The 20,790-nt window shown below is 72.6% G+C and carries 17 protein-coding genes; 9 read left to right on the forward strand and 8 right to left on the reverse strand.

Features of this window, described 5'->3' with window-relative positions; genetic code table 11:
* Positions 1-15 precede the first annotated feature (15 nt).
* The 4 genes from AA0Z99_RS03485 to AA0Z99_RS03500 are packed head-to-tail and all read left to right on the forward strand — an operon-like array spanning position 16 to position 2,512.
* Positions 16-945 carry a phosphatidate cytidylyltransferase gene (locus tag AA0Z99_RS03485; RefSeq protein ID WP_413319492.1) on the forward strand — a complete coding sequence of 310 codons (930 nt, stop codon included), beginning with the start codon at positions 16-18 and terminating at the stop codon, positions 943-945.
* A 31-nt stretch (positions 946-976) separates the two neighbouring features.
* Positions 977-1,525 carry a DivIVA domain-containing protein gene (locus AA0Z99_RS03490; protein WP_413319494.1) on the forward strand — a complete coding sequence of 183 codons (549 nt, stop codon included), beginning with the start codon at positions 977-979 and terminating at the stop codon, positions 1,523-1,525.
* Positions 1,526-1,556: 31 nt separating this feature from the next.
* Complete coding sequence (locus AA0Z99_RS03495; RefSeq protein ID WP_413319496.1) at positions 1,557-2,228, forward strand: lytic transglycosylase domain-containing protein; 672 nt, start codon at positions 1,557-1,559, stop codon at positions 2,226-2,228.
* The gene (locus tag AA0Z99_RS03500; protein ID WP_413319498.1) at positions 2,228-2,512 is read left to right on the forward strand and encodes a hypothetical protein; all 285 of its coding nucleotides are present in this window, start codon (positions 2,228-2,230) and stop codon (positions 2,510-2,512) included. The genes AA0Z99_RS03495 and AA0Z99_RS03500 overlap by 1 nt, the downstream gene beginning before the upstream one ends.
* Positions 2,513-2,546: 34 nt before the next feature.
* Here the strand turns inward: AA0Z99_RS03500 and AA0Z99_RS03505 are convergent, their stop codons facing one another.
* Positions 2,547-3,614: an AI-2E family transporter gene (locus AA0Z99_RS03505; RefSeq protein WP_413319500.1), complete on the reverse strand. Its 1,068-nt coding sequence runs from the start codon at positions 3,612-3,614 to the stop codon at positions 2,547-2,549.
* A gap of 163 nt (positions 3,615-3,777) precedes the next feature.
* On the opposite strand from AA0Z99_RS03505, the gene AA0Z99_RS03510 reads away from it, so the two are divergent.
* Both AA0Z99_RS03510 and AA0Z99_RS03515 read left to right on the forward strand, forming a co-directional pair.
* A complete protein-coding gene (locus AA0Z99_RS03510; RefSeq protein ID WP_413319501.1) occupies positions 3,778-5,712 on the forward strand; it encodes a hypothetical protein in 1,935 nt (644 codons plus the stop codon).
* A complete protein-coding gene (locus tag AA0Z99_RS03515) occupies positions 5,709-6,650 on the forward strand; it encodes a tetratricopeptide repeat protein (RefSeq protein ID WP_413319503.1) in 942 nt (313 codons plus the stop codon). Before AA0Z99_RS03510 ends, AA0Z99_RS03515 begins: the two co-directional genes overlap by 4 nt.
* Before the next feature lie 103 nt (positions 6,651-6,753).
* Here the strand turns inward: AA0Z99_RS03515 and glgB are convergent, their stop codons facing one another.
* A complete protein-coding gene (gene glgB / locus AA0Z99_RS03520; protein ID WP_413319505.1) occupies positions 6,754-9,054 on the reverse strand; it encodes a 1,4-alpha-glucan branching protein GlgB in 2,301 nt (766 codons plus the stop codon).
* A complete protein-coding gene (locus tag AA0Z99_RS03525) occupies positions 9,051-11,066 on the reverse strand; it encodes an alpha-1,4-glucan--maltose-1-phosphate maltosyltransferase (RefSeq protein ID WP_413319507.1) in 2,016 nt (671 codons plus the stop codon). The genes glgB and AA0Z99_RS03525 overlap by 4 nt, the downstream gene beginning before the upstream one ends.
* A 116-nt stretch (positions 11,067-11,182) precedes the next feature.
* Between AA0Z99_RS03525 and glgP the strand changes: the two genes are divergently transcribed.
* Positions 11,183-13,720 (forward strand): alpha-glucan family phosphorylase, encoded by a 2,538-nt coding sequence (gene glgP / locus AA0Z99_RS03530; RefSeq protein WP_413319509.1) that lies wholly within the window; start codon positions 11,183-11,185, stop codon positions 13,718-13,720.
* A 60-nt stretch (positions 13,721-13,780) separates the two neighbouring features.
* On the opposite strand, the gene glgX is transcribed toward glgP, so the two are convergent.
* Positions 13,781-15,958, reverse strand: a complete 2,178-nt coding sequence (gene glgX / locus AA0Z99_RS03535) for a glycogen debranching protein GlgX (RefSeq protein WP_413319511.1) — start codon at positions 15,956-15,958, stop codon at positions 13,781-13,783.
* A 20-nt stretch (positions 15,959-15,978) separates the two neighbouring features.
* Here glgX and AA0Z99_RS03540 point away from each other — a divergent pair, with 20 nt between their 5' ends.
* Positions 15,979-17,121 carry a cysteine desulfurase family protein gene (locus tag AA0Z99_RS03540; protein ID WP_413319513.1) on the forward strand — a complete coding sequence of 381 codons (1,143 nt, stop codon included), beginning with the start codon at positions 15,979-15,981 and terminating at the stop codon, positions 17,119-17,121.
* 23 nt (positions 17,122-17,144) lie between these two features.
* Here the strand turns inward: AA0Z99_RS03540 and AA0Z99_RS03545 are convergent, their stop codons facing one another.
* Both AA0Z99_RS03545 and AA0Z99_RS03550 read right to left on the reverse strand, forming a co-directional pair.
* Positions 17,145-17,732 (reverse strand): hypothetical protein, encoded by a 588-nt coding sequence (locus tag AA0Z99_RS03545; protein ID WP_413319515.1) that lies wholly within the window; start codon positions 17,730-17,732, stop codon positions 17,145-17,147.
* A complete protein-coding gene (locus AA0Z99_RS03550; protein ID WP_413319517.1) occupies positions 17,729-18,631 on the reverse strand; it encodes a glycosyltransferase family 2 protein in 903 nt (300 codons plus the stop codon). Before AA0Z99_RS03550 ends, AA0Z99_RS03545 begins: the two co-directional genes overlap by 4 nt.
* Between AA0Z99_RS03550 and mnmA the strand changes: the two genes are divergently transcribed.
* Positions 18,612-19,718 carry a tRNA 2-thiouridine(34) synthase MnmA gene (gene mnmA / locus AA0Z99_RS03555; RefSeq protein ID WP_413319519.1) on the forward strand — a complete coding sequence of 369 codons (1,107 nt, stop codon included), beginning with the start codon at positions 18,612-18,614 and terminating at the stop codon, positions 19,716-19,718. The two genes, AA0Z99_RS03550 and mnmA, sit on opposite strands and share 20 nt — an antisense overlap.
* Before the next feature lie 110 nt (positions 19,719-19,828).
* On the opposite strand, the gene AA0Z99_RS03560 is transcribed toward mnmA, so the two are convergent.
* Both AA0Z99_RS03560 and AA0Z99_RS03565 read right to left on the reverse strand, forming a co-directional pair.
* A complete protein-coding gene (locus AA0Z99_RS03560; protein WP_413319521.1) occupies positions 19,829-20,317 on the reverse strand; it encodes a hypothetical protein in 489 nt (162 codons plus the stop codon).
* An 11-nt stretch (positions 20,318-20,328) separates the two neighbouring features.
* Positions 20,329-20,736, reverse strand: coding sequence for a DUF4383 domain-containing protein (locus tag AA0Z99_RS03565; RefSeq protein WP_413319523.1), 408 nt, complete (start codon positions 20,734-20,736; stop codon positions 20,329-20,331).
* Positions 20,737-20,790: the final 54 nt, after the last annotated feature.

Raw genomic sequence — 20,790 nt, forward strand, 5'->3', positions numbered from 1 at the left:
CTCTGAGGGCGACGCATGCGACGCGAGCATCGAAGCGCCGCCGAGATCGAGGCGCAGATCCAGGCGCAGATCAACGCCGCCCGAGAGCAGATCGAGGCCACCCGCGAGCGGGTGGACAAGCGCACCGGGCGCAACCTGGCGGCTGCGATCGGCATCGCGCTGGTGCTCGGCGCAGCGCTGCTGGTGAGCCTGCTGTTCGTGAAGGTGCTCTACATGGTCTTCGCGACCGTGCTGATCGGCTTCGCGCTGTTCGAGCTGGCCAGTGCGCTGCGGTTCGCCGGCCGCGACGTGCCGCGCGTGCCCCTGGTGCTGCTCGGCTGCGCGATCATCCCCGCCACGTGGTACTTCGGTGCCTCAGGCCTGTGGTGGTCGACGCTCGCCGCGGTCGGCATCGTCGCGCTGGTGCGCGTGGTCGAGCTGGCCGATCCGTCGACGCGGACAGGCGCTGCCGCGGTCTTCGCGGATGTGAGGGCCGGCGCCCTCTGCATCGCCTACGTCGCGGTGCTGGGCGCGTTCACCGTGCTGCTCACCGTGCAGGAGGACGGGCAGTGGTGGATGATCGCGATGATCGCGATGACCACCGTGATCGACACCGGCGCGCTGGCGGCGGGTGTCTGGCTCGGCAAGCACAAGCTGGCCCCGCGCATCAGCCCCGGAAAGACGTGGGAGGGCCTGCTCGGCGGCGCGGTGCTGGCGATCGCGGCGGGCATCGCGCTCTCGGTGTGGATGCTGGGGCAGGAGTGGTGGTTCGGCATCGTCCTCGCCGTGCTGCTCGTCATCAGCGCGACCGTCGGCGACCTCGCCGAGTCGATCATCAAGCGGGATCTGGGCATCAAGGACATCGGCTCGTTCCTGCCCGGGCACGGCGGCTTCCTGGACCGGCTCGACTCGATCCTGCCGAGCGCCGCCGTGATGATGGCGCTCTTCCAGATCACGCACGCGTGAACTCGCACCTGCCGCTGGCATGATGGAGTCGATGAGCACGTTCCCGAGAGCCCGACGGTCGCAGCCGGGCTACGACATCGAGCAGGTCGAGGACTTCCTCGAGGACGCTCGGCGCGCGTACGCGACCGACGCTCGAGCAGCCACGGCCATCGATTCCGCTGCGATCCGCCGCACGAGCTTCACGATGCAGAAGGGCGGCTACTCGCCCGCCCACGTCGACGCGGCGCTCGAGCGCCTCGAGGAGGCGTTCGCCCGGCGAGAGCACGAGCGAGGCATCCTCGAGCACGGCGAGGAGGAGTGGTACGCGAAGGTGCGCCAGCGAGCGCAGGATGCGCTCGCTCGCCTCACCGGGCCCGACGGCGAGCGCTTCCGCCGCGTGAGCCGCATCTCTCGCGGCTACCGCACGGCCGAGGTCGACGCCTTCGCCGCGCGCATCGCCGACTACCTGCAGGACGGGCCGGAGATGACGGTCCGCGAGGTGCGCACGGTCCAGTTCGATGCGCAGTTCGGCGGCTACGACGAGGACGAGGTCGACGCGCTGCTCGACACGGTCGTGAGCCTGATGCTGGCGGTGCGGTGACGGCAGGAGGCCTCGGCTTCGTTACCGTTCCGTGATAACCTCGCTCCTCGTGTTCACCCGCTCCGCCACCGCATCTGCGCGCACGACGCGCACGCGCGGCGTGCTGTCCGGGATCTCGCTGCTCGCGGCAGCCGGCTTCGTGCTCGTCACGCTCGCCGCGACGCCGAGCCCGCAGGTGATGGCCGACCCGATCGAGCTGCCGAGCGAGCAGCGCCCCGATCAGGCGATCGGCGAGATCACGGGCGAGCAGGCTGCGCTCGTGCGCGACGACATCGTCGTCCACACCCCGACCCCGACGCCCACTCCGACGCCGACGCCTGAGGCGGCCGCCGCGGCCGCGCCGGCATCCGGAGGGAGCGCTGCGGCCTCGATCGAGATCCCTCGCGCGGTCGCCCCGAACCCGGGCAGCGCCCAGGCGGCGGCTCGCGAGATGGTGCTCGCTCGCGGCTGGGGCGAGGATCAGTACGCATGCCTGTACAACCTGTGGCAGCGCGAGTCGAACTGGAACGTGTACGCGCAGAACCGCTCGAGCGGCGCCTACGGGATCCCGCAGTCGCTGCCCGGTTCGAAGATGGCGACCGCCGGCGCCGACTGGCAGACCAACCCGGTGACGCAGATCCGCTGGGGCCTGGGCTACATCCAGGGCCGCTACGGCACGCCGTGCGGCGCCTGGGGCCACTCGCAGTCGGTCGGCTGGTACTGATGCCGGCGCGCCGGCCGAAGCGCCGCGCGCAGCCGCACGTGCCGCTCGACGTCGAACGGCTGCTGCAGGGCGTGGCGCGCGTGGAGCAGCGGGCGTCCGGCGCATGGCACGTGCAGCCCATGGCGGCGACCAGCGCGGTCAAGGACTACGCGTGCCCTGGATGCGGCGGCACCGTCGTGCAGGGCACGGCGCACGTCGTGGTGTGGCGCGCCGATTCGATCTTCGGCGAGCGGGCGATCGAGGATCGCCGCCACTGGCACAGCGGCTGCTGGCGCGCCGGCTGACGGCACCCCTCGAGCGGTCAGTGACCGATGCCGGTCACTTCGCGTCCTGACGAGGGATGACGACCTCCTTCAGGATCAGCTGGATCGCGGCGGCCACCGGGATGGCGACGAGCGCGCCCAGGATGCCGAGCAGCGTGCCGCCGATGAGCGCGGAGAGCACCACGACCACGCCGGGCACCTTGACGGCCCGGTTCATGATCTGCGGGCTGATGAAGTACGCCTCCAGCTGCATGTACACGAGGTAGTAGATCGCGACCGGCAGCGCCGTCTGCGGCCCGTCGAGCAGGAGCACGAGCAGCGAGATCAGCACGGAGGCGGAGATCGTGCCGACGAGCGGGATGGTCGAGGCGATGAGCGCGATGAACGCGAAGACCCCCGCGAGGTCGGAGCCGACGATCGACAGGACGATGAAGGTCAGCACGCCGTTCAGCAGGCCGAGCGCGCCCTGGCCGAGCACGAAGCGGCCGACCGACTGCATGACCTGCTCGGCGATCTCGATGAACTTCGGACGCGACGATGCGGGGACGAGGCGGTACATGCCCGACTTCAGCGACGGCAGCGAGCCCGTGAAGTAGAGCATCAGCACGACGACGATGAGCACGCCGCCGAGCGCGAAGGCGACCTGGCCGACGCCGTTGATGATGGCGCTGGCCATCTCGGCCACGAAGGGCGGGAGCGTCGACCACGTCTCGAAGTCGGTGAGGGCTCCCTCGAGCTGCTCGATCGTCGCGTCGATGTCGAACTGCGGGAAGGTCTCGCCCAGCCACTCGACCGCGCCCTCGAGCGCGCCGCCCTCGATCTCCGAGATCACCGACTGGATGAGGATGGTGAACTGCGCGACGATCGTCGGGATGATGAGCCAGGTCGCGCCGACGAGGATCGCGAGGATCAGCGCGAAGACGATGAGGACCGCGGCCCAGCGAGGCACGTTGCGCTTGGCGAGGAACTGGATGACGGGTTCGATCCCCAGCGCCAGGAAGATGCCGGCGAAGGCCCAGACGAGCACCGTGCTGATCTGGCCGACGGCAGCGCCGATCGCGATGGCCAGCAGCACCCCGAGGCCGCCGACGAGCCCGAGCAGAAAGCCGTTGCGGATCTTCACACCTCGAATCCTAGGCCGCCGGAGCGCTGGCGCTCGCCAGCCGCGCAGGCGCGGGATGGCGCCGGGCAGGGCGATTCCGGTACCCTGGAGGCTTGCCTGCCGAGCCCGGTGCCCACCCGACGCGCCTCGATCCGCTCGGTGAGCGTGAAAGGACCTGCATCTCGTGCGATACATCCTCGCGGCCGTGAGCCTCGTGATCTCGCTGGTCCTGCTCGGACTCGGCATCGGCCAGCGCACCGTCTGGGCTCCTCCCGAGACCATCGTGGCGCAGCTCGAGCAGCCGACGGACGCGCAGCTCCTCTACGTCTCCGGCGAGACGATGAACCAGCACGATGGCAGGCAGACGGTGTCGATCGCGGGCAGCGGCGCCGTGACCGTCGCGGTCGGGCGAGACCACGACGTGCTCGGCTGGATCGGCGGGAGCGCGCACGCCGTGGGCGAGCTCGCCGAGGACGACCAGCTCGTGCTCGACGAGCAGGCGGGCGACAGCGAAGCGCTGCCCACGATCGCCGGCAGCGACCTGTGGATCGAGGAGCACGCCGGTGACGGAGCGGTGCGCTTCGAGATCGACCTGCCGGTCGGGTTCGCGATGCTCATCCAGGGCGAGCCGGGCGCGGCTGCTCCCGCGGACGTGCGGGTCGAGTGGCCGTTCGACGCGAAGACGCCGCTGTTCGGCCCGCTCATGACCGCGGGCTTCGTCTTCCTGGCGCTCGCGCTCGTGCTCTTCCTGCTGGCCCTCCGCAGTCATCGGCGCCGTCGCGGCCCGCAGCGCCGCACGCACCGCGAGCTCACCCGCGCCGAGCGCAGGCAGCTCGAGCGAGACGCCCGGGCGGGCCTGCCGCTGCCGGAGCGCGCCGTCGCCGCCGCGCCCGGGCGCGGCGCGATCGAGGCGCCGGATGCGGCCGCCGGGTCGGAGCCCCAGGACACCGACGGCGCATCCGCCGACGGCGGCGCCCATGACGATCGCGGCGCGAGCGATGCCGCGAGGGGTGAGGAGCGCCCCCGCGCGACGGGCGAGCCGAAGGCGGAGCGTCGGATCCACCGCACCCGCAGGCGCTTCGGGATCGTGGCGCTGCCCGTGCTCGCGTCGATCGCGCTGACCGGCTGCGGGCCGCAGTACTGGCCCAGCCCCGAGCCGAGCGAGACGGCCGCGACGCCGACGCCCTCCACCCTCGAGGAGGCGCTGCCGCAGGTCGCGCTGACCGAGAACCAGTTCGCCCGCGTGCTCGACGACACGCGCGAGGTCGTCGCTGCCGCGGACGCCGAGCTCTCGGAGGAGACCGCCGCGCGCCGCGTCGCCGGCCCCGCGCTCGACGCGCGAGCCACGAACTACGAGGTGCGCAGCCAGAACGACGAGCTTCCGGCCCTCCAGGGCATCGCCGACGGCGAGGTGCAGCTGCTGCTGCCGCAGCAGACCGAGGCGTGGCCGCGCACGGCGATGGCCGTGGTCGCGTGGCAGGACGGCGCTCAGGCGCAGTCGGCGCTCGTCTTCCAGCAGGTGGATGCGCGCAGCGACTACCGCCTCGTCTACCAGATGACCCTCGCCTCCGGCGTGCAGCTGCCGGCGGTCGCGAGCCCCACGATCGGTGCCGCGAGCCTCCCGCTCGACACGCCGCTCCTGGCGCGTCGCCCCTCGGAGATCACGTTCGCCTACGCCGACATGCTGCTCAACGGCGACGACTCCCGCTTCTCCTCCTGGTTCCAGGAGGAGGGCGATGCGCTCCGCGAGCAGTTCGGCCGCGCCTGGAAGGACGAGCAGCGCGAGCTGCCAGAGTACGAGCTGACGACCCTCGATTGGGACTGGCGGGATGACGAGCAAGCCCCGCTCATGCTGGTCGCGAACGACGGCGGCGCGCTCGTCGCCACATCGTTCAACGAGACCCAGCGCACGACGCCCAACGAGGAGGGCGTCGAGATCAGCACGGCCGACGGCGCCGGCATCCTCGCGGGTGTCGAGGCGTCGTCGACCGGCATCGAGACCACGTACCAGCTGCAGGTGCTCTTCGCGGTGCCCCCGGCTGACGCGCCCGAGGGCGCGGAGATCCAGATCGTGGGCTACGCGCAGACCCTGCTTGACGCTTCGGAGGTCCAAGGATGACGAACCCGCACATGCCCGCATCGATCGCCGGTGCCGTCGACCTGTCGGCGCTCGCGGCCAAGCACGCGCAGCCCGCTGCCCAGCAGCCGCCCTCCTCGGGCGGGGGAGCGCCGGGCGTCGTGCTCACCATCGGCGACGCCGACCTGCAGACGCTCGTCGAGCTGTCGACGCGCGTGCCGGTCATCGTCGCGATCGTCGCCGAGTGGAGCGAGCCGAGCCAGCAGCTCGTGCCGATCCTGGAGCGCCTGGTGGAGGCCCAGCGCGGCAAGCTCGTGCTCGCCAAGGTGGACGGCGAGAGCAGCCCGCAGATCGCGCAGGCCTTCCAGGCGCAGTCGGTGCCGACCGTCGCTGCCGTGATCGCCGGGCGGCCAGCACCGCTGTTCACCGGCGCGCAGTCGGAGGAGCAGGTGCAGGACGTGCTCGCGCAGGTGCTCGCGTTCGCCGCGCAGCAGGGCGTCACCGGCAGCGTGCCGGTCGCCGACGCCGCGGGCGACGAGGCCGGCGCAGCGCCTGCGCCCGAGCCGGTGCCGCCGCTGCACCAGGAGGCCTACGACGCGATCGAGGCGGGTGACTTCGACACCGCGATCGCCGCCTTCGAGAAGTCGATCGCGCAGAACCCGCGCGACGCCGAGGCGATCGCCGGCCTCGCGCAGGTGCGACTGCTCGCTCGGCTGCAGGGCCGCGGTGCCGAGGACATCCGCGCGGCGGCCGCGGCCGCGCCGACCGACATCGATGCGCAGATGCTGGTCGCCGACCTCGACCTCTCCGGAGGGCACGTCGAGGACGCGTTCCTGCGGCTGTTGGAGCTCATGGGCTCCCTCGCGGGGGACGAGAAGCAGCAGGTGCGACTGCGCCTGCTCGACCTCTTCGAGATCGTCGGCGTCGACGATCCTCGGGTCGGCGCGGCGCGCAAGCGCCTGACGACGCTGCTCTACTGACGCGGCCGATCTCGCCGGTCGGAGCGCCCACGGCGCCGCGGCGCCGGCGAGCGCGCCGCCCGCGTCGCGCACTGCGGCGAGCGGGCGGCGCAGGCTCGCTCCGCTACGGCTTGGGTCGCAGGATCAGACCGGCGAGCGGCGGCACGGTGATGGTCGCGGAGGCAGGGCGCCCGCCCCACGGCTCGTCGATCGCGTGCACGGTGCCCAGGTTGCCGACGCCCGAGCCGCCGAACTCCGTGGCGTCGGAGTTGACGACCTCCTCCCACTCGCCCGCGAAGGGCAGCCCGAGGCGGTAGCCGTCGACCGGCCTCCCCGAGAAGTTCACGATCGCCGCGACAGGGTCGCCCGCAGCGCCCCAGCGCAGGAAGGCGACCAGGTTGTCGGAGGAGTTCCCGCCGTCGATCCACTCGAAGCCGCCCGGCTCGTTGTCGCGCAGCCAGAGCGCCTCGGTGTCGCGATAGACGCGGTTCAGCTGCGACACGAGCGACATGAGCCCGCGGTGCAGCGGCTGGTCGAGGATCCACCAGTCGAGCCCGCGCGCCTCGCTCCACTCGCTCGGCTGCCCGAACTCCTGGCCCATGAAGAGCAGCTGCTTGCCGGGGTGCGCCCACATGAAGGTCAGGTACGCGCGGACGGAGGCCAGCTTCTGCCACTGGTCTCCGGGCATCTTGCCCACGAGCGAGCCCTTGCCGTGCACGACCTCGTCGTGGCTGATCGGCAGCATGAACTGCTCGGAGAACGCGTAGAGGAAGGAGAAGGTGATGTCGCCGTGGTGGTGCGAGCGATACATCGGATCGACCGCCATGTACTGCAGCGTGTCGTGCATCCACCCCATGTTCCACTTGATGCCGAAGCCGAGCCCGGAGGCGTCGGTCGGCTTGGTGACGCCGGGCCAGGAGGTCGACTCCTCCGCGATCATGACGATGCCCGGGCAGCGGCGGTAGACGGTCGCGTTGACCTCCTGCAGCAGCGCGATCGCCTCGAGGTGCTCGCGGCCGCCGTGCACGTTGGGCAGCCACTCGCCGTCCTTGCGCGAGTAGTCGAGGTAGAGCATGGAGGCCACCGCATCGACCCGGAGGCCGTCGATGTGGAACTCCTCGAGCCAGTAGACCGCGTTCGCGACCAGGAAGTTCTTGACCTCCGGGCGGCCGAAGTCGAACACGTGCGTGCCCCAGTCGGGCTGGTCGCCGCGCCGCGGGTCGGGGTGCTCGTAGAGCGCCTGCCCGTCGAATCGAGCGAGCGCCCACTCGTCCTTCGGGAAGTGCCCGGGAACCCAGTCCATCAGCACGCCGTAGCCGGCGCGGTGCAGCCGGTCGATCAGGTAGCGCAGGTCGTCGGGGTGGCCGAAGCGGCTGGTCGGGGCGAAGTAGCCGGTGACCTGGTAGCCCCACGAGCCGCCGAAGGGGTGCTCGGCCAGCGGCATGAACTCGACGTGCGTGAAGCCCGTCTCCTCCAGGTGCTCGATGAGCGCATCCGCCATCTCGCGGTAGCCGAGACCCGGGCGCCAGGAGCCGAAGTGCAGCTCGTAGACCGACATCGGGCCGTTGTGCTGGTCGCGCTCGGCGCGCGAGCGCATCCAGTCGTCGTCGCTCCACGCGAAGCGGCTGGTGCCGACCTTGGACGCGGTGGCCGGGGGCACCTCGGTGTAGCGGGCCATGGGGTCGGCGCGCGTGACCCAGCCCTCATCGGTGAGGATCTCGTACTTGTAGGCGCTGTGCTCGAGGTCGCCGGGCACGAACAGCTCCCAGACGCCGGAGGCCCCCATGGTGCGCATCGGGTGCGACCGGCCCACCCAGTCGTTGAAGTCGCCGATGACGCGCACGGCACGGGCGTTCGGCGCCCAGACGGCGAAGGAGGCGCCGAGCACGCCCTCGTGCTCTCGCACGCGCGATCCGAGCACCTGCCAGACCTGCTCGTGGCGGCCCTCGCGCCACAGGTGCAGGTCGAGCTCGCCGAGCGTCGGCATGAAGCGGTACGGGTCCTCCGACTCCCATGCGCCGCCCTCGTCATAGCTGGTGCGCAGCCGGTAGGGGCGGATGGGACCGGGGACCGTGACCTCCCACAGCCCGTGCCCCAGGTGCTCCATCGGCACCTCGTGCTCGCCGCTGGCGGACTCCAGCAGCACGCTCACGCCGGCGGCGAGGTGGCGCACGGCGCGGACGACGTGGGCGCCGCTCTGCTGCGGGGCCGTCGCCTGCGCGGCGGTGGCCCGCGGCGCTGCCGCCGCGACGCCGGCCCTCAGGGATCCGGCCGTCGGGGATCCGGCTGCCGAGGATCCGGCTGCCGAGGATCCGGCCGTCGGGGATCCGGCCGCCGGGGTGCTCGCGTGCGCGCCCAGCCAGTCGTGCGGCGCGGGGTGCGTGCCGTCGGCGAGCTGCTGGATGGTGTCGGTGTCGAGCATCATGCCCCCGATCGTCGCACGGAGATCACGTGCGCCGGCTCGACGAACGCGTCGAGCCGGACGAAGTTGTGGTCGCTCCACTGCCAGGTCTCGCCGGTGATCAGGTCGTGCGCCTCGAAGGTGTCCCCGGGGCGCAGCCCCAGCTTCGTGAGGTCGAGGTGCACGGTGGTCTGGCGGGCGGAGTGGGGGTCGACGTTCGCGACCACCAGGATCGTGTCGCTCTCACCGCTGTCGGTGAACCGCGCGTCCACGTGCTTCGAGTAGACGAGGACCGCGTCGTCGTCGGACCAGTGCACGTCGAGCGCCCACAGCTGCCGGATCGCCGGGTGCGCGGCGCGGATCTCGTTGAGCTTCGCGATGTAGGGCGCGATCGTGGTGCCGTTGCGCTCGGCCCGCTGCCAGTCCCGCGGCTTGTACTCGTACTTCTCGTTGTCGATGGCCTCCTCGGCGCCGGGCCGCGCGACATCCTCGATCAGCTCGTAGCCGGCGTACATGCCCCAGGTCGGCACCGCCGTCGCGGCGATCGCGGCGCGCACCTTGAACGCGGGCACGCCGCCGAACTGCAGGTACTCGGTGAGGATGTCGGGGGTGTTGACCCAGAACGCGGGCTTGAACCACGCGGCCTGCGTCCCCGTGACCTCGCGCAGGTACTCCTCCAGCTCCGCCTTCGTGTTGCGCCAGGCGAAGTAGGTGTAGGACTGCTGGAACCCGACCTTCCCGAGCGCCTGCATCATCGCCGGCCGGGTGAAGGCCTCGGCGAGGAACACGACGTCCGGGTGCTTCGCGTTCACCTGCCCGATGACGTGCTCCCAGAACCAGAGCGGCTTCGTGTGCGGGTTGTCGACCCTGAAGATCTCCACGCCGCAGCCCACCCACTGGTCGATCAGACGCAGCACCTCGGCGACGATGCCCGCCGGGTCGTTGTCGAAGTTGACGGGGTAGATGTCCTGGTACTTCTTCGGCGGGTTCTCCGCGAACGCGATCGAGCCGTCCGGGAGCGTCGTGAACCACTCCGGGTGCTCGGTGACCCAGGGGTGGTCGGGCGCCGCCTGGAGCGCGAGGTCCATCGCGACCTCGAGCCCCGCATCCGCCGCTGCCCGCACGAAGGCCCGGAAGTCGTCGACGGTGCCGAGGTCGGGGTGGATGGTGTCGTGGCCGCCGTCCCTGGATCCGATGGCCCAGGGGCTGCCCGGGTCGCCCGGCTGCGGCGTGAGGGTGTTGTTGGGGCCCTTGCGGTTGACCTCGCCGATCGGGTGGACCGGGGGCAGGTAGAGCACGTCGAAGCCCATCGCCTTGACGGCGGGCAGGCGCTCCGCCGCGGTCGCGAAGGTGCCGCTCTGCCAGGTGCCGTCCTCGCGCTGCACGGCGCCCTCCGAGCGCGGGAAGAGCTCGTACCAGGCGCCGACGCCCGCGCGGGTGCGCTCGACCCTGAGCTGCAGCGTCTCGGATGCCGTGACGAGGGAGCGGGGTCGGTTGCGGTCCATCGCTGCGAGGATGCCGGGGTCGTTGACCGCCGCCCAGCGCTGCAGCACGGGCTCCGCGGTGCTGGCGAGGGCCCTCGCGGCGCTCGTGAGCAGCCCCGCGTCAGGGGCGCTCGCGCCCTGCGCTGCACGCGTCAGCAGCTCCGAGCCCATCGTCGCCATCAGCTCGGCGTCGATGTCGGCGGCGATCTTGATCTCGGCGTTGTGGTGCCAGGTGGCCCACTCGTCGGCCCATGCCTCGACGTGCCAGCTCCAAGTGCCCTGCTCGTCGACGAGCGCCAGCGCGCGGTGGCGGTCGAGGCCGTCCTCGAGCGGCTCCATCGGCACGCGGCTGGTGCTGCCGGAGGGGGAGCGGAGCACGAGCGTCACGCCGATCCGGTCGTGTCCCTCGCGGAACGCCGCGGCCGAGAACGGCACGACGTCGCCCACCACCGCCTTCGCGGGGAATCGATCGCCGGGCTGCTGCGGATGTAGGTCGAGCACCGGGATCCTGCCGGAGCGGATGTCCTTGGGGAGTGCTGGTTCGTTCGCCACGGCACCAACCTACTCAGCGCCCGCTGGCAAGCCACTCAGCACCCGCTGGCAACCCGCGCAGGGCGGACTCGGCGCGCATCCGGGTGCCGAGCGCCGCCGCCGCTAGGCTCGTGCGCGTGAGAGCGATCCGCAAGTTCACCGTCCGCACCTCCCTGCCCGAGCGGCTCCGCAGCCTCGACGCCATCGCGTCGAACCTGCGCTGGTCCTGGCACGAGCCGACTCGCGAGCTGTTCCGCGAGATCTCGCTCGACGGCTGGCGCGCGACCGGGCACGACCCGGTGCAGCTGCTGGGCTGGGTCGGCACCGAGCGCCTCGAGCAGCTCGCCGCCGACGACGCCTTCGTAGCGCGCGTCGACGCGATCGCCGACGACCTCGACGACTACCTGTCCCAGGCGCGCTGGTACCAGTCGCTCGAGGACGCGCCGGAGTCGATCGCGTACTTCTCGCCGGAGTTCGGCATCACCAGCGCGCTGCCGCAGTACTCGGGCGGCCTCGGCATCCTCGCCGGCGACCACCTGAAGGCGGCGAGCGACCTCGGCGTGCCGATCATCGGGGTCGGCCTCTTCTACCAGGCCGGCTACTTCAAGCAGGCCATCTCCGGCGAGGGCTGGCAGCAGGAGACGTACCCGGTGCTCGATCCGGACGGCCTGCCGCTGACGATCCTGCGGCATCCGGATGGCACGCACGCGACGGTGGCGCTCGCGCTGCCCGGCGGCCGCACCCTGCGCGCCCGCATCTGGCAGGCGACCATCGGCCGCGTGCCGCTGCTGCTGCTCGACACCAACATCCACGAGAACGACGGCGACCTGCGCGGTGTCGCCGATCGGCTGTACGGCGGCGGCGGCGAGCACCGCCTGCAGCAGGAGCTGCTGCTGGGCATCGGCGGCGTGCGGGCCCTCGCGGTGCACGCCGAGCTGACCGGTGCGCCGACCCCCGCGGTCTACCACTCGAACGAGGGCCACGCCGGCTTCCTCGGCATCGAGCGGATCTCGCGGCTGATCGCTGAGGGCCTCGGCTTCGAGGAGGCGCTGCAGGTCGTGCGCGCCGGCACCGTCTTCACGACCCACACGCCCGTGCCCGCGGGCATCGACCGCTTCGACGTCGAGCTCGTGCGCCGACACCTCACCGGCGACCTCGTGCCCGGCGTCGACGTCGAGCGCGTCCTCGCCCTCGGTCGCGAGGAGGACCCGGCGATCTTCAACATGGCCCAGCTGGGCTTCTCGCTCGCGCAGCGCGCGAACGGCGTCTCGAAGCTCCACGGCAAGGTCTCCCGCGGCATGTTCGCGAGCCGGTGGCCGGGCTTCGACGCGGCGGAGGTGCCCATCACCTCCGTCACCAACGGCGTGCACGCGCCAACCTGGACCTCGCCGATCCTCAAGCACCTCGCCGAGCGCGAGCTCGGCACCCTCGACACCACGCGCTGCGACTGGGGCTCGGACGCGGTCTCCGACGAGACGCTCTGGTCCGTGCGCCGCGAGATGCGCGCGGCCCTCGTCGAGGAGGCGCGCGATCGCACGCGCCGCAAGCACGAGCGCAACGAGGGCGTCGCACCGTCGTGGGTCGATGGCCTGCTCGATCCCGACGTGCTCACGATCGGCTTCGCGCGACGCGTGCCGACCTACAAGCGCCTCACGCTCATGCTGCACGACCGAGACCGACTGCGCTCGCTCCTCACGCATCCCGAGCGCCCAGTGCAGCTCGTGATCGCCGGCAAGTCGCATCCCGCCGACGAGCAGGGCAAGGCGCTGATCCAGGAGCTCGTGCGCTTCTCGCAGGAGCCGGACGTGCGCGGTCGCATCGTCTTCCTCGAGAACTACGACATCGCGATGGCGAAGTCGCTCTACCCGGGCTGCGACGTCTGGCTGAACAACCCGCTGCGCCCGCTCGAGGCGTGCGGCACATCCGGCATGAAGGCGGCGCTGAACGGCTCGCTGAACCTCTCGATCCTCGACGGCTGGTGGGAGGAGTACTTCGACGGCCAGAACGGCTGGGCGATCCCCTCGGCGCACGAGCACATGGCTGCCGAGCAACGCGACGCCGTCGAGGCCAACGCGCTCTACGAGCTCATCGAGCACCAGGTCGCGCCGCGCTTCTACGATCGCGATGAGCGCGGGCTGCCGCTCGGCTGGATCGCGTCGATCCGCCACACCCTCGCGACGCTGAGCCCCGAGCTCTCCGCCGAGCGCATGCTGGCCGAGTACGTCGATCGGCTCTACGCGCCGGCGGCGAAGGCGGCGCGCGTCGCCGCCGCCGACGACGCTCGCGCCGCCCGCGACTTCGCGGCGTGGACGGCTCGGATGCGCGAGTCGTTCGCGCGCGTCGAGGTGCGCCACATCGAGGCCGACGGCGTCGACACCCCGCCCGTCGTGGGCGACGACGTGCGCGTGCGCGCCTTCGTGGAGCTGGGCGAGCTGCGACCGGAGGACGTCACCGTCGAGGTCGTCGCCGGCACCATCAGCGAGGAGGGCGAGCTGCGCCGCGCTCGCCGGTTCCCGCTGGAGCCGGTGGACGCCGACGGGGCTGCGCATCGCTTCGAGTCGGCGATCTCGCTGCCGCGGGCGGGCACCTTCGGCTACACGGTGCGGGTCGTGCCGAGGCACGAGATGCTCGCCTCCGACGCCGAGCTGGGCCTCGTCGCCTACGCCAAGGGGTAGCGGCACCGAGGCCGCAGGGCGCTGCCGCAGGACCGGCGAGCGGGCTGGCCCGCGATCGGGTCAGCCCGCTCGCCGCTCGCTCGCCGCAGGAGGCGACTGCGGGGAGCGGTAGCGCATCACCGTCGCCACGGGTGCGCCGTCGGCCGGCGCGCCGTGCACGGCGTACACGCGCATGCTCATCGCGGGCACGAGCACGCGAGCACCAGGGGCGACGCGCTCGTCGTCGTGGTGATCCGCTGCGGAGTCCCACAGCAGCTCGAGCTCGGTGGCGCCATCGGGCTCCGGCGTCGCGATGAGCGAGTCGCGCGGGGAGCCGTGGAAGATCACGAGCACGCGCGAGTACGGCTCCTCGATGGGCGTCGACTCGGCGAGCATCTGCATCGTGCGATCGAGGGAGTGATCCCAGTCCTCGATCGTCATGTGCAGACCGGCACCGTTGAACCAGTCGAGGCGGGAGGAGCCTGCGACGCGCTGCGCCGCCTGGCCGTACTCGAGCGGCCGCAGCGCCGGGTGCTGCCGCCGCAGCTCGAGCAGTCGCCGGGTCTGCGCGAGGAAGGACTCCTGCCAGTCCTTGCGATCCCACCGCATCCACGTCAGCGCCGAGTCCTGGCAGTAGGCGTTGTTGTTGCCGCGCTGCGAGCGCCCGAACTCGTCGCCCATCGTCAGCATCGGCACGCCCGCCGACACGAGCAGGGTGCCGAGCACGTTGCGCATCGACCTGCGGCGGTCGAGCTGGATCGCGAGGTCCTCGGTGCGGCCCTCGACCCCGTGGTTGAACGATCGGTTGTCGTCGGCGCCGTCGCGGTTCTGCTCGCCGTTGCCCTCGTTGTGCTTGCGGTCGTAGCGCGTGAGGTCTGCGAGCGTGAAGCCGTCGTGCGCAGAGATGAGGTTGACGCTCTCGAGCGGGCCGCGGGTCGAGGAGAAGAGCCCCTCGGAGCCCGAGACCGCGTGCGCGAGCGGCCCGACGCCGGTGGAGCCCTCGCCCCCGTGGCGGAACGAGCGCAGGTCGCTGAGCCAGAACTGCCGCACCGTGTCTCGGTACCGGTCGTTCCACTCGCTGTAGCCGGCGGGGAACCGGCCCGTCTGCCAGCCGTCGGGGCCGACGTCCCAGGGCTCGGCGATCATCGTCGCGCTCTGCAGCTGCGGATCGTCGAGCATGCGGCGCAGCAGCGGGTGCGCGGGGTCGAACGCACCGTCGGCGCCGCGGCCGAGCACGGGCGCGAGGTCGAAGCGGAAGGCGTCGATCTGCAGCTCGTGGTGCCAGTAGCGCAGCGAGTCGAGCACGAGCTCCTGCGCGGCCGGCAGCGAGTAGTCGACGGTGTTGCCGCAGCCGGTGTAGTCGATCATGTGCCCGGCCTCGTGCACGCGGTAGTACGAGGCGTTGTCGATCAGCCGCAGGCTCGAGGGCGGACCCCCCATGCCCTCCTCGGCCGTGTGGTTGTAGACGACGTCGAGCGCGACCTGCAGGCCGGCCTCGTGCAGCAGGCGAACCATGCCCTTGACCTCGCGCAGCACGCCGCCCGTGCCGTCGAACTGGGCCCGCCGCGAGGCGTAGGCGCTGTGCGGCGCGAACCAGCTGAGCGTGTTGTAGCCCCAGTAGTTCACGCGGCCCTGCTGCAGCAGGCGCTGCTCGGAGACGAACAGGTGGATCGGCAGCAGCTGCACCGTCGTGACGCCGAGCTCCTGCAGGTAGGCGATCGTCGACGGATGCGCGAGGCCGGCGTAGGTGCCGCGCAGCTCGGCCGGCATGTGGGGGCTGAGCTTCGTGAGGCCCTTCACGTGCGCCTCGTAGATCACCTGGCGATCGAGGGGGATCTCGGGGCGCTGCACCCCGCCCCAGTCGAAGTCGTCGCTGACGACCGTCGCGCGGTGCTGTCCGTGCGGCGTGCGCACGACGCCGCGCGCGTGCGGCGGGATGGCGTTGCGACTGGTGTCGAAGGCATGCGTGGGCCCCTGCGGCCCATCGACGCCGACCGCGTAGGGCGTGCCGAGCTGCAGCAGCTCGGTGTCGACGGTGAAGTCGTCGCCGACGCGGTCCATCGGCACGCGCTCCAGCAGCCAGTCCGGGTCGTCGCGGTCGAAGACGCGCAGCTCCATGCTGGTCGCGTGCCGCGACCACACCGTCAGGCGGTGCCCGATGGCGGTGCGCTCGAGCCCGCGGGTCGCGCGCACCGGCGGCGGCTCAGGCGCGGCGGCGACCGGGCGCGAGAGGTCGGTCACATGCTCCTGGGCGTTCACGCGCCCTAGGGTATGGGACCGTGCACCTGTTCGATCACGCCGCGGCGACGCCCATGCGCGCCTCGGTCCGAGCGGCGCTCGCGAGCGCCGAGCCGCTCGCGAACCCCGCCTCCACGCACCGCGAGGGCCAGCGGGCCCGCGCCGTGCTCGAGGATGCGCGCGAGCGGCTGGCGGCGACGCTCGGCGCGCATCCGACCGAGGTCGTCTTCACCTCCGGCGGCACGGAGTCGATCAACCTGGCGCTGAAGGGCTCGTGGTGGGCTGCCGCCGACGCGGCGGCAGCCGGGGTGGCCGGGCCGCTCGTGGTGCCGGTCGGCGAGCACCACGCGACCCTGGATGCCGTCGAGTGGCTCGAGCGGCAGGGCGCCCAGGTGCGCTGGGTGCCGATCGACGCGAGCGCGGTGACCGACCTCACCGCGTTCCGCGCGGCGGTCGAGGCCGCGCCCACCGCATCCGTCGCCACCCTGCTGGTGGCGAGCAACGAGCTGGGCTCGCTGCAGCCGATCGTCGAGGCAGCAGCGGCGTCGGCGGCTGCCGGCGTGCCGCTGCACCTCGACGCGGTGGGCGCCTTCGGACGCATGCCGCTGCGGTTCGACGAGACGGGAGCGGCGCTCATGAGCGTCGCGAGCCACAAGCTCGGCGGGCCGCACGGCGTCGGCGCGCTCGTCGTGCGGCGCGACGCCCGGCTGCACGCGCTCCACCACGGGGGCGGGCAGCAGCGCGGGCTCCGCTCCGGCACGCAGGACGCGCTCGGGGCATCGCTCTTCGCGCTCGCCGCTGAGGAGGCGCTCGCCGAGCTCGAGGCCGAGTCCGTGCGCCTGCGCACGCTGACCGACCGCATCCTCAGCGTCGCAGCGACGCTGCCGGGCGTGCGGCTGCTCGCTGCGACCGAGCGGCTGCCGGGCATCGCGCACCTCGTCGTCGAGGCCGCCGAGGGGGAGTCGCTGCAGTTCTTGCTCGACGATGCCGGCTTCGCCGTCTCGAACGGCTCGGCCTGCTCGGCGGGCGTGGCGCGGGAGTCGCACGTCGTGCGCGCCTGCGGGCTCGAGGGGGTGGCGCCGCTGCGCCTCTCGCTCGGGCGCACGACCACCGAGGCAGAGGTCGACGCGCTGCTCGCGGCGCTCCCCGCGGCGGTCGAGCGGGCGCGAGCGCTCGCGACCTGACGCCGCGGGACGGCTCGCCGACCTCAGGAGCGTCGACGACGCCGCAGGATCTCCACGGCCACCGCGGCGACGATCGCACCGGCCAGGTCGGTGGCGAGGTCGCTGAGCGTGTCCTCGTACCCGACGCGGATGGCGTCGGTGATGAGCGCGTGCCCCGCCCACTCGCCCAGCTCCCAGAGGAACCCGAGCAGCAGGACAGCGGTGCTGGTGTGGAGCGCACGCGCGATGGCCTCGCGAGCGCCGGCGCCGGTCGGCAGCACGCCGGCGCGCAGCATGATCTCCTGCGAGAGCAGCGCCAGCACCGCGCCGCACGCCGCGTGCGTGACGAGGTCGAGCCACGACACGACCTCGTACGCGCCGGTCGCCGCCCACCAGGCGGCCGCGAGCAGCACCGCTTGGCCGATGAGGTCGGTCGCGGTCGGCATGCGAGCGAAGCGCAGCGCCATCGCGCCGCCGAGGGCGAGGAACATCGCCGCGGCTGCGGGGCCGCCGGCGACGGCCCAGCAGAGCGGCACGGAGGCGGCGACGACGAAGCGCAGCGCGTCGCCCGGCACCCACCTGCCCTGATCGGCGAGCCATCGCCGGGCGGGGCTCGCCGTCGGCCGGCTCACGCTCGCACCTCGCGGCGGGGACGGGTGAGGTCGGGGCCTCCGACGCGCAGCACCCAGCGCCTGCCGGGCGAGCCGCCTGCGGCCCAGTTGCGGCGGAAGGTGCGCATGGCGATGCGGATCCGATCGCTGGCGGCGCGGCGGCTGCGGAAGATGCGGGCCTCCGCGCCCACCGTCAGCGACGCGTCGAAGCGCAGCCGCGCGCGGGGGCCGAGCCGCATCGTGAGGTCGAGGTCGTCGTGCACCGCCGGGTCGGCCCGCTCGACGAGCCCGGCCACGCGGAGCCACGAGGTGCGGCGGAGCGCCATGTTCGAGCCCCACAGCGGCACGTTGGCGATCGCGGCGCGCGCGGCGACGAAGGTGCCGAGCGCATAGGAGAAGCTCGCGACCGTCGTCCAGCGCGGTGGCACGTCGTGGAAGCGCCCCGGTCCCGTGAGCCCCTCCAGCAGCGGATCGGCGTCGAACGCGTCGCGGATCCGCTCGACCCAGTCCTCGGGCACGACGGAGTCCGCGTCGCATCGGGCGATGACCTCGCCGGTCGCCTCGTCGTAGCCGCGCGCGGCGGCGGCGGGGATCCCGCGGATCGGCTCCGCGACGACGCGAGCGCCCGCGGCGAGCGCGACGGCTGCCGACCCGTCGGTGGAGCCGTTGTCCACCACGATGACCTCGTGCGGCGGCACGCGCTGCGCGGCGAGGCGGTCGAGGCAGCGGACGAGCGCTCGCGCGTCGTCGAGCACGGGGATGACGACGGAGACCCGCACACCCTGGTGAGCTGCCGCATCCGTCACGAGACCAGCATCCCACGCGGCGCTGTGCCGGCGCGGCGCGCCCCACGGCTGCTCGCACCGCCTCGGTACCCTGGATGCGGCGGAGGGGGAGCGCATGAAGGTGCTGGCGGCCATGTCGGGCGGGGTCGACTCGGCGGTCGCCGCTGCGCGCGCGGTCGAGGCGGGGCACGAGGTCGTCGGCGTGCACCTCGCGCTCAGCCGCATGCCCGGCACCCTGCGCACCGGCAGCCGCGGCTGCTGCACCGTCGAGGATGCGATGGACGCGCGGCGCGTCGCCGATCGCCTCGGCATCCCCTTCTACGTCTGGGACTTCTCGGAGCGCTTCCACGCCGACGTGGTGCAGGACTTCGTCGACGAGTACGCCGCCGGGCGGACGCCCAACCCGTGCCTGCGGTGCAACGAGAGGATCAAGTTCGAGGCGCTGCTCGACCGCGCCATCGGGCTCGGGTTCGAGCGAGTCGTGACGGGCCACTACGCGCGGGTCGAGCACACCGATGCGGGGCCGGAGCTGCATCGCGCGGCGGACTGGGCGAAGGATCAGTCCTACGTGCTCGGCGTCCTCACGGCCGAGCAGCTCGCGCACTGCTGGTTCCCGCTCGCGTCGACGCCGACGAAGGCGCAGGTGCGCGCCGAGGCGGCCGAGCGCGGCTTCCTGCTGGCGCAGAAGCCGGACAGCCACGACATCTGCTTCATCCCCGACGGGGACACCCGCGGCTTCCTGGCCGAGCGGCTGGGCGCCGATCCGGGCGAGATCGTGGATCGTGACGGCGCGGTCGTGGGCAGCCACGACGGCGTGCACGGCTACACCGTCGGGCAGCGCCGCGGGCTCTCGCTCGGCGTCCCGTCGCCCGATGGCCGACCGCGGTTCGTGCTCGAGGTGAAGCCGCAGTCTCGGCAGCTCGTGGTGGGGCCGAAGGAGGCGCTCGCGGTGTCGCGCATCGCGGGCCGCCGGATCTCGCACGCGGGCGCGCCGCATCCGGGCCTGGAGGCCGGGCTCGACGTCGAGGTGCAGATCAGGGCGCACGCCGATCCCGAGCCTGCGCGTGCGCAGATGCTCGGAGGCGAGCTCGTGATCGACGCAGCAGCGCCCCTGACGGGCGTCGCGACGGGTCAGTCGGCGGTGCTCTACGTCGGCACCCGGGTGCTCGGGCAGGTCACGATCGACCGGACGGTCGCCGCCGACGCGAGGGTGCCGGCGTGACCCTCCTCGACGAGCTGCTGGCGCTCGAGCACGAAGGCTGGCGATCCCTCTGCGCGTCGACCGGCGGCGCCCAGCAGACGCCCGTGCCCCCGTCGCAGCGCTGAGCGCGCTCAGTGGTGCTCGTGGTCCTCGACGGTGAGGCCGTGCTCGCCGTGCGGCACGGCGAAGCGGCCGGCGTCGGTGCCCGCGAGTGCCGTCGTCGCGACGACGGCCACGACGGAGGCCGACAGCACGAGGGCCAGCAGGGCCGGCAGCGGTCGGGGCTCGACCACCGAGATCGCTCGGCGGGCGAGCATGGGGGCCGCGCTCAGGGCCAGGGCCGTCTCGGCGAGCATCGGCCATGCCGGCAGTGCCGTCGCGGGCTCGGGGGCGATCGCGAGCACGCCGACCCACACGACGGTGGGGGCGATGAGGGCGAGCAGCACCAGCAGCTGCGGAGCTGGACGGCCCCGCAGCGCGAGCACCCCCGCGAGCGCCTGGCCGATGCCGGCGGCGAGCAGCGGTGCGCCGAGCCAGGCGCTCGAGCCGGCGCCCACCGCGATCGCAATGAGCGCCGACCCGAGCGCCAGCACAGCGCCCGCCAGACGCAGGGCGGCCATCGTCGAGGCTCCTACGCGGTGCGCGCCGTCGCCGACGAGCGATCGAGCGCGAGGCCGGTGCCGAGCAGCACGATGGCCGAACCGAGGTGCAGGAAGTGGTCGGCGGTGTTGAGCGCCAGGATGTTGAACGCGGTGCCGACGAGGAAGAAGCCGACGATGCCGAGCAGCAGGTAGACCGCGCCGACGGTGACGTTGACGCCCTTCGCGGCGGCGGTGCCGCGCAGGCCGGCGAAGAGCAGGGCCGCGCCGATGGCGAGGTGGGCGATGTTGTGCAGGTGGTTCACCTGGAACACGCCGAGCAGCAGGCCGCCCTCGGGGCTGGCGAAGCTGCCGCCGGCGACGAACAGGCCGAGCACGCCGACGAGCAGGTAGACGGCGCCGAAGATCGTGGCGACGAGTCGGTTCGGGGACTTGGTCATGACTCCTCCATTCGCTGGTGGCCGTTGCCGGCCTGCGCGCCGCGGTGGCGCACG

The organism is Agrococcus phoenicis (genome assembly GCF_047302415.1).
GTDB lineage: Bacteria > Actinomycetota > Actinomycetes > Actinomycetales > Microbacteriaceae > Agrococcus.

What these genes read in the sequence shown, in the direction of transcription:
- AA0Z99_RS03550 (WP_413319517.1), bottom strand. Translation starts at nt 18,631, where the DNA reads ATGGCCGCCAGCACCTTCATGCGCTCCCCCTCCGCCGCATCCAGGGTA.
- mnmA (WP_413319519.1), top strand. Translation starts at nt 18,612, where the DNA reads ATGAAGGTGCTGGCGGCCATGTCGGGCGGGGTCGACTCGGCGGTCGCC.
- AA0Z99_RS03490 (WP_413319494.1), top strand. Translation starts at nt 977, where the DNA reads ATGAGCACGTTCCCGAGAGCCCGACGGTCGCAGCCGGGCTACGACATC.
- glgB (WP_413319505.1), bottom strand. Translation starts at nt 9,054, where the DNA reads ATGATGCTCGACACCGACACCATCCAGCAGCTCGCCGACGGCACGCAC.
- AA0Z99_RS03500 (WP_413319498.1), top strand. Translation starts at nt 2,228, where the DNA reads ATGCCGGCGCGCCGGCCGAAGCGCCGCGCGCAGCCGCACGTGCCGCTC.
- AA0Z99_RS03560 (WP_413319521.1), bottom strand. Translation starts at nt 20,317, where the DNA reads ATGGCCGCCCTGCGTCTGGCGGGCGCTGTGCTGGCGCTCGGGTCGGCG.
- AA0Z99_RS03515 (WP_413319503.1), top strand. Translation starts at nt 5,709, where the DNA reads ATGACGAACCCGCACATGCCCGCATCGATCGCCGGTGCCGTCGACCTG.
- AA0Z99_RS03565 (WP_413319523.1), bottom strand. Translation starts at nt 20,736, where the DNA reads ATGACCAAGTCCCCGAACCGACTCGTCGCCACGATCTTCGGCGCCGTC.
- AA0Z99_RS03485 (WP_413319492.1), top strand. Translation starts at nt 16, where the DNA reads ATGCGACGCGAGCATCGAAGCGCCGCCGAGATCGAGGCGCAGATCCAG.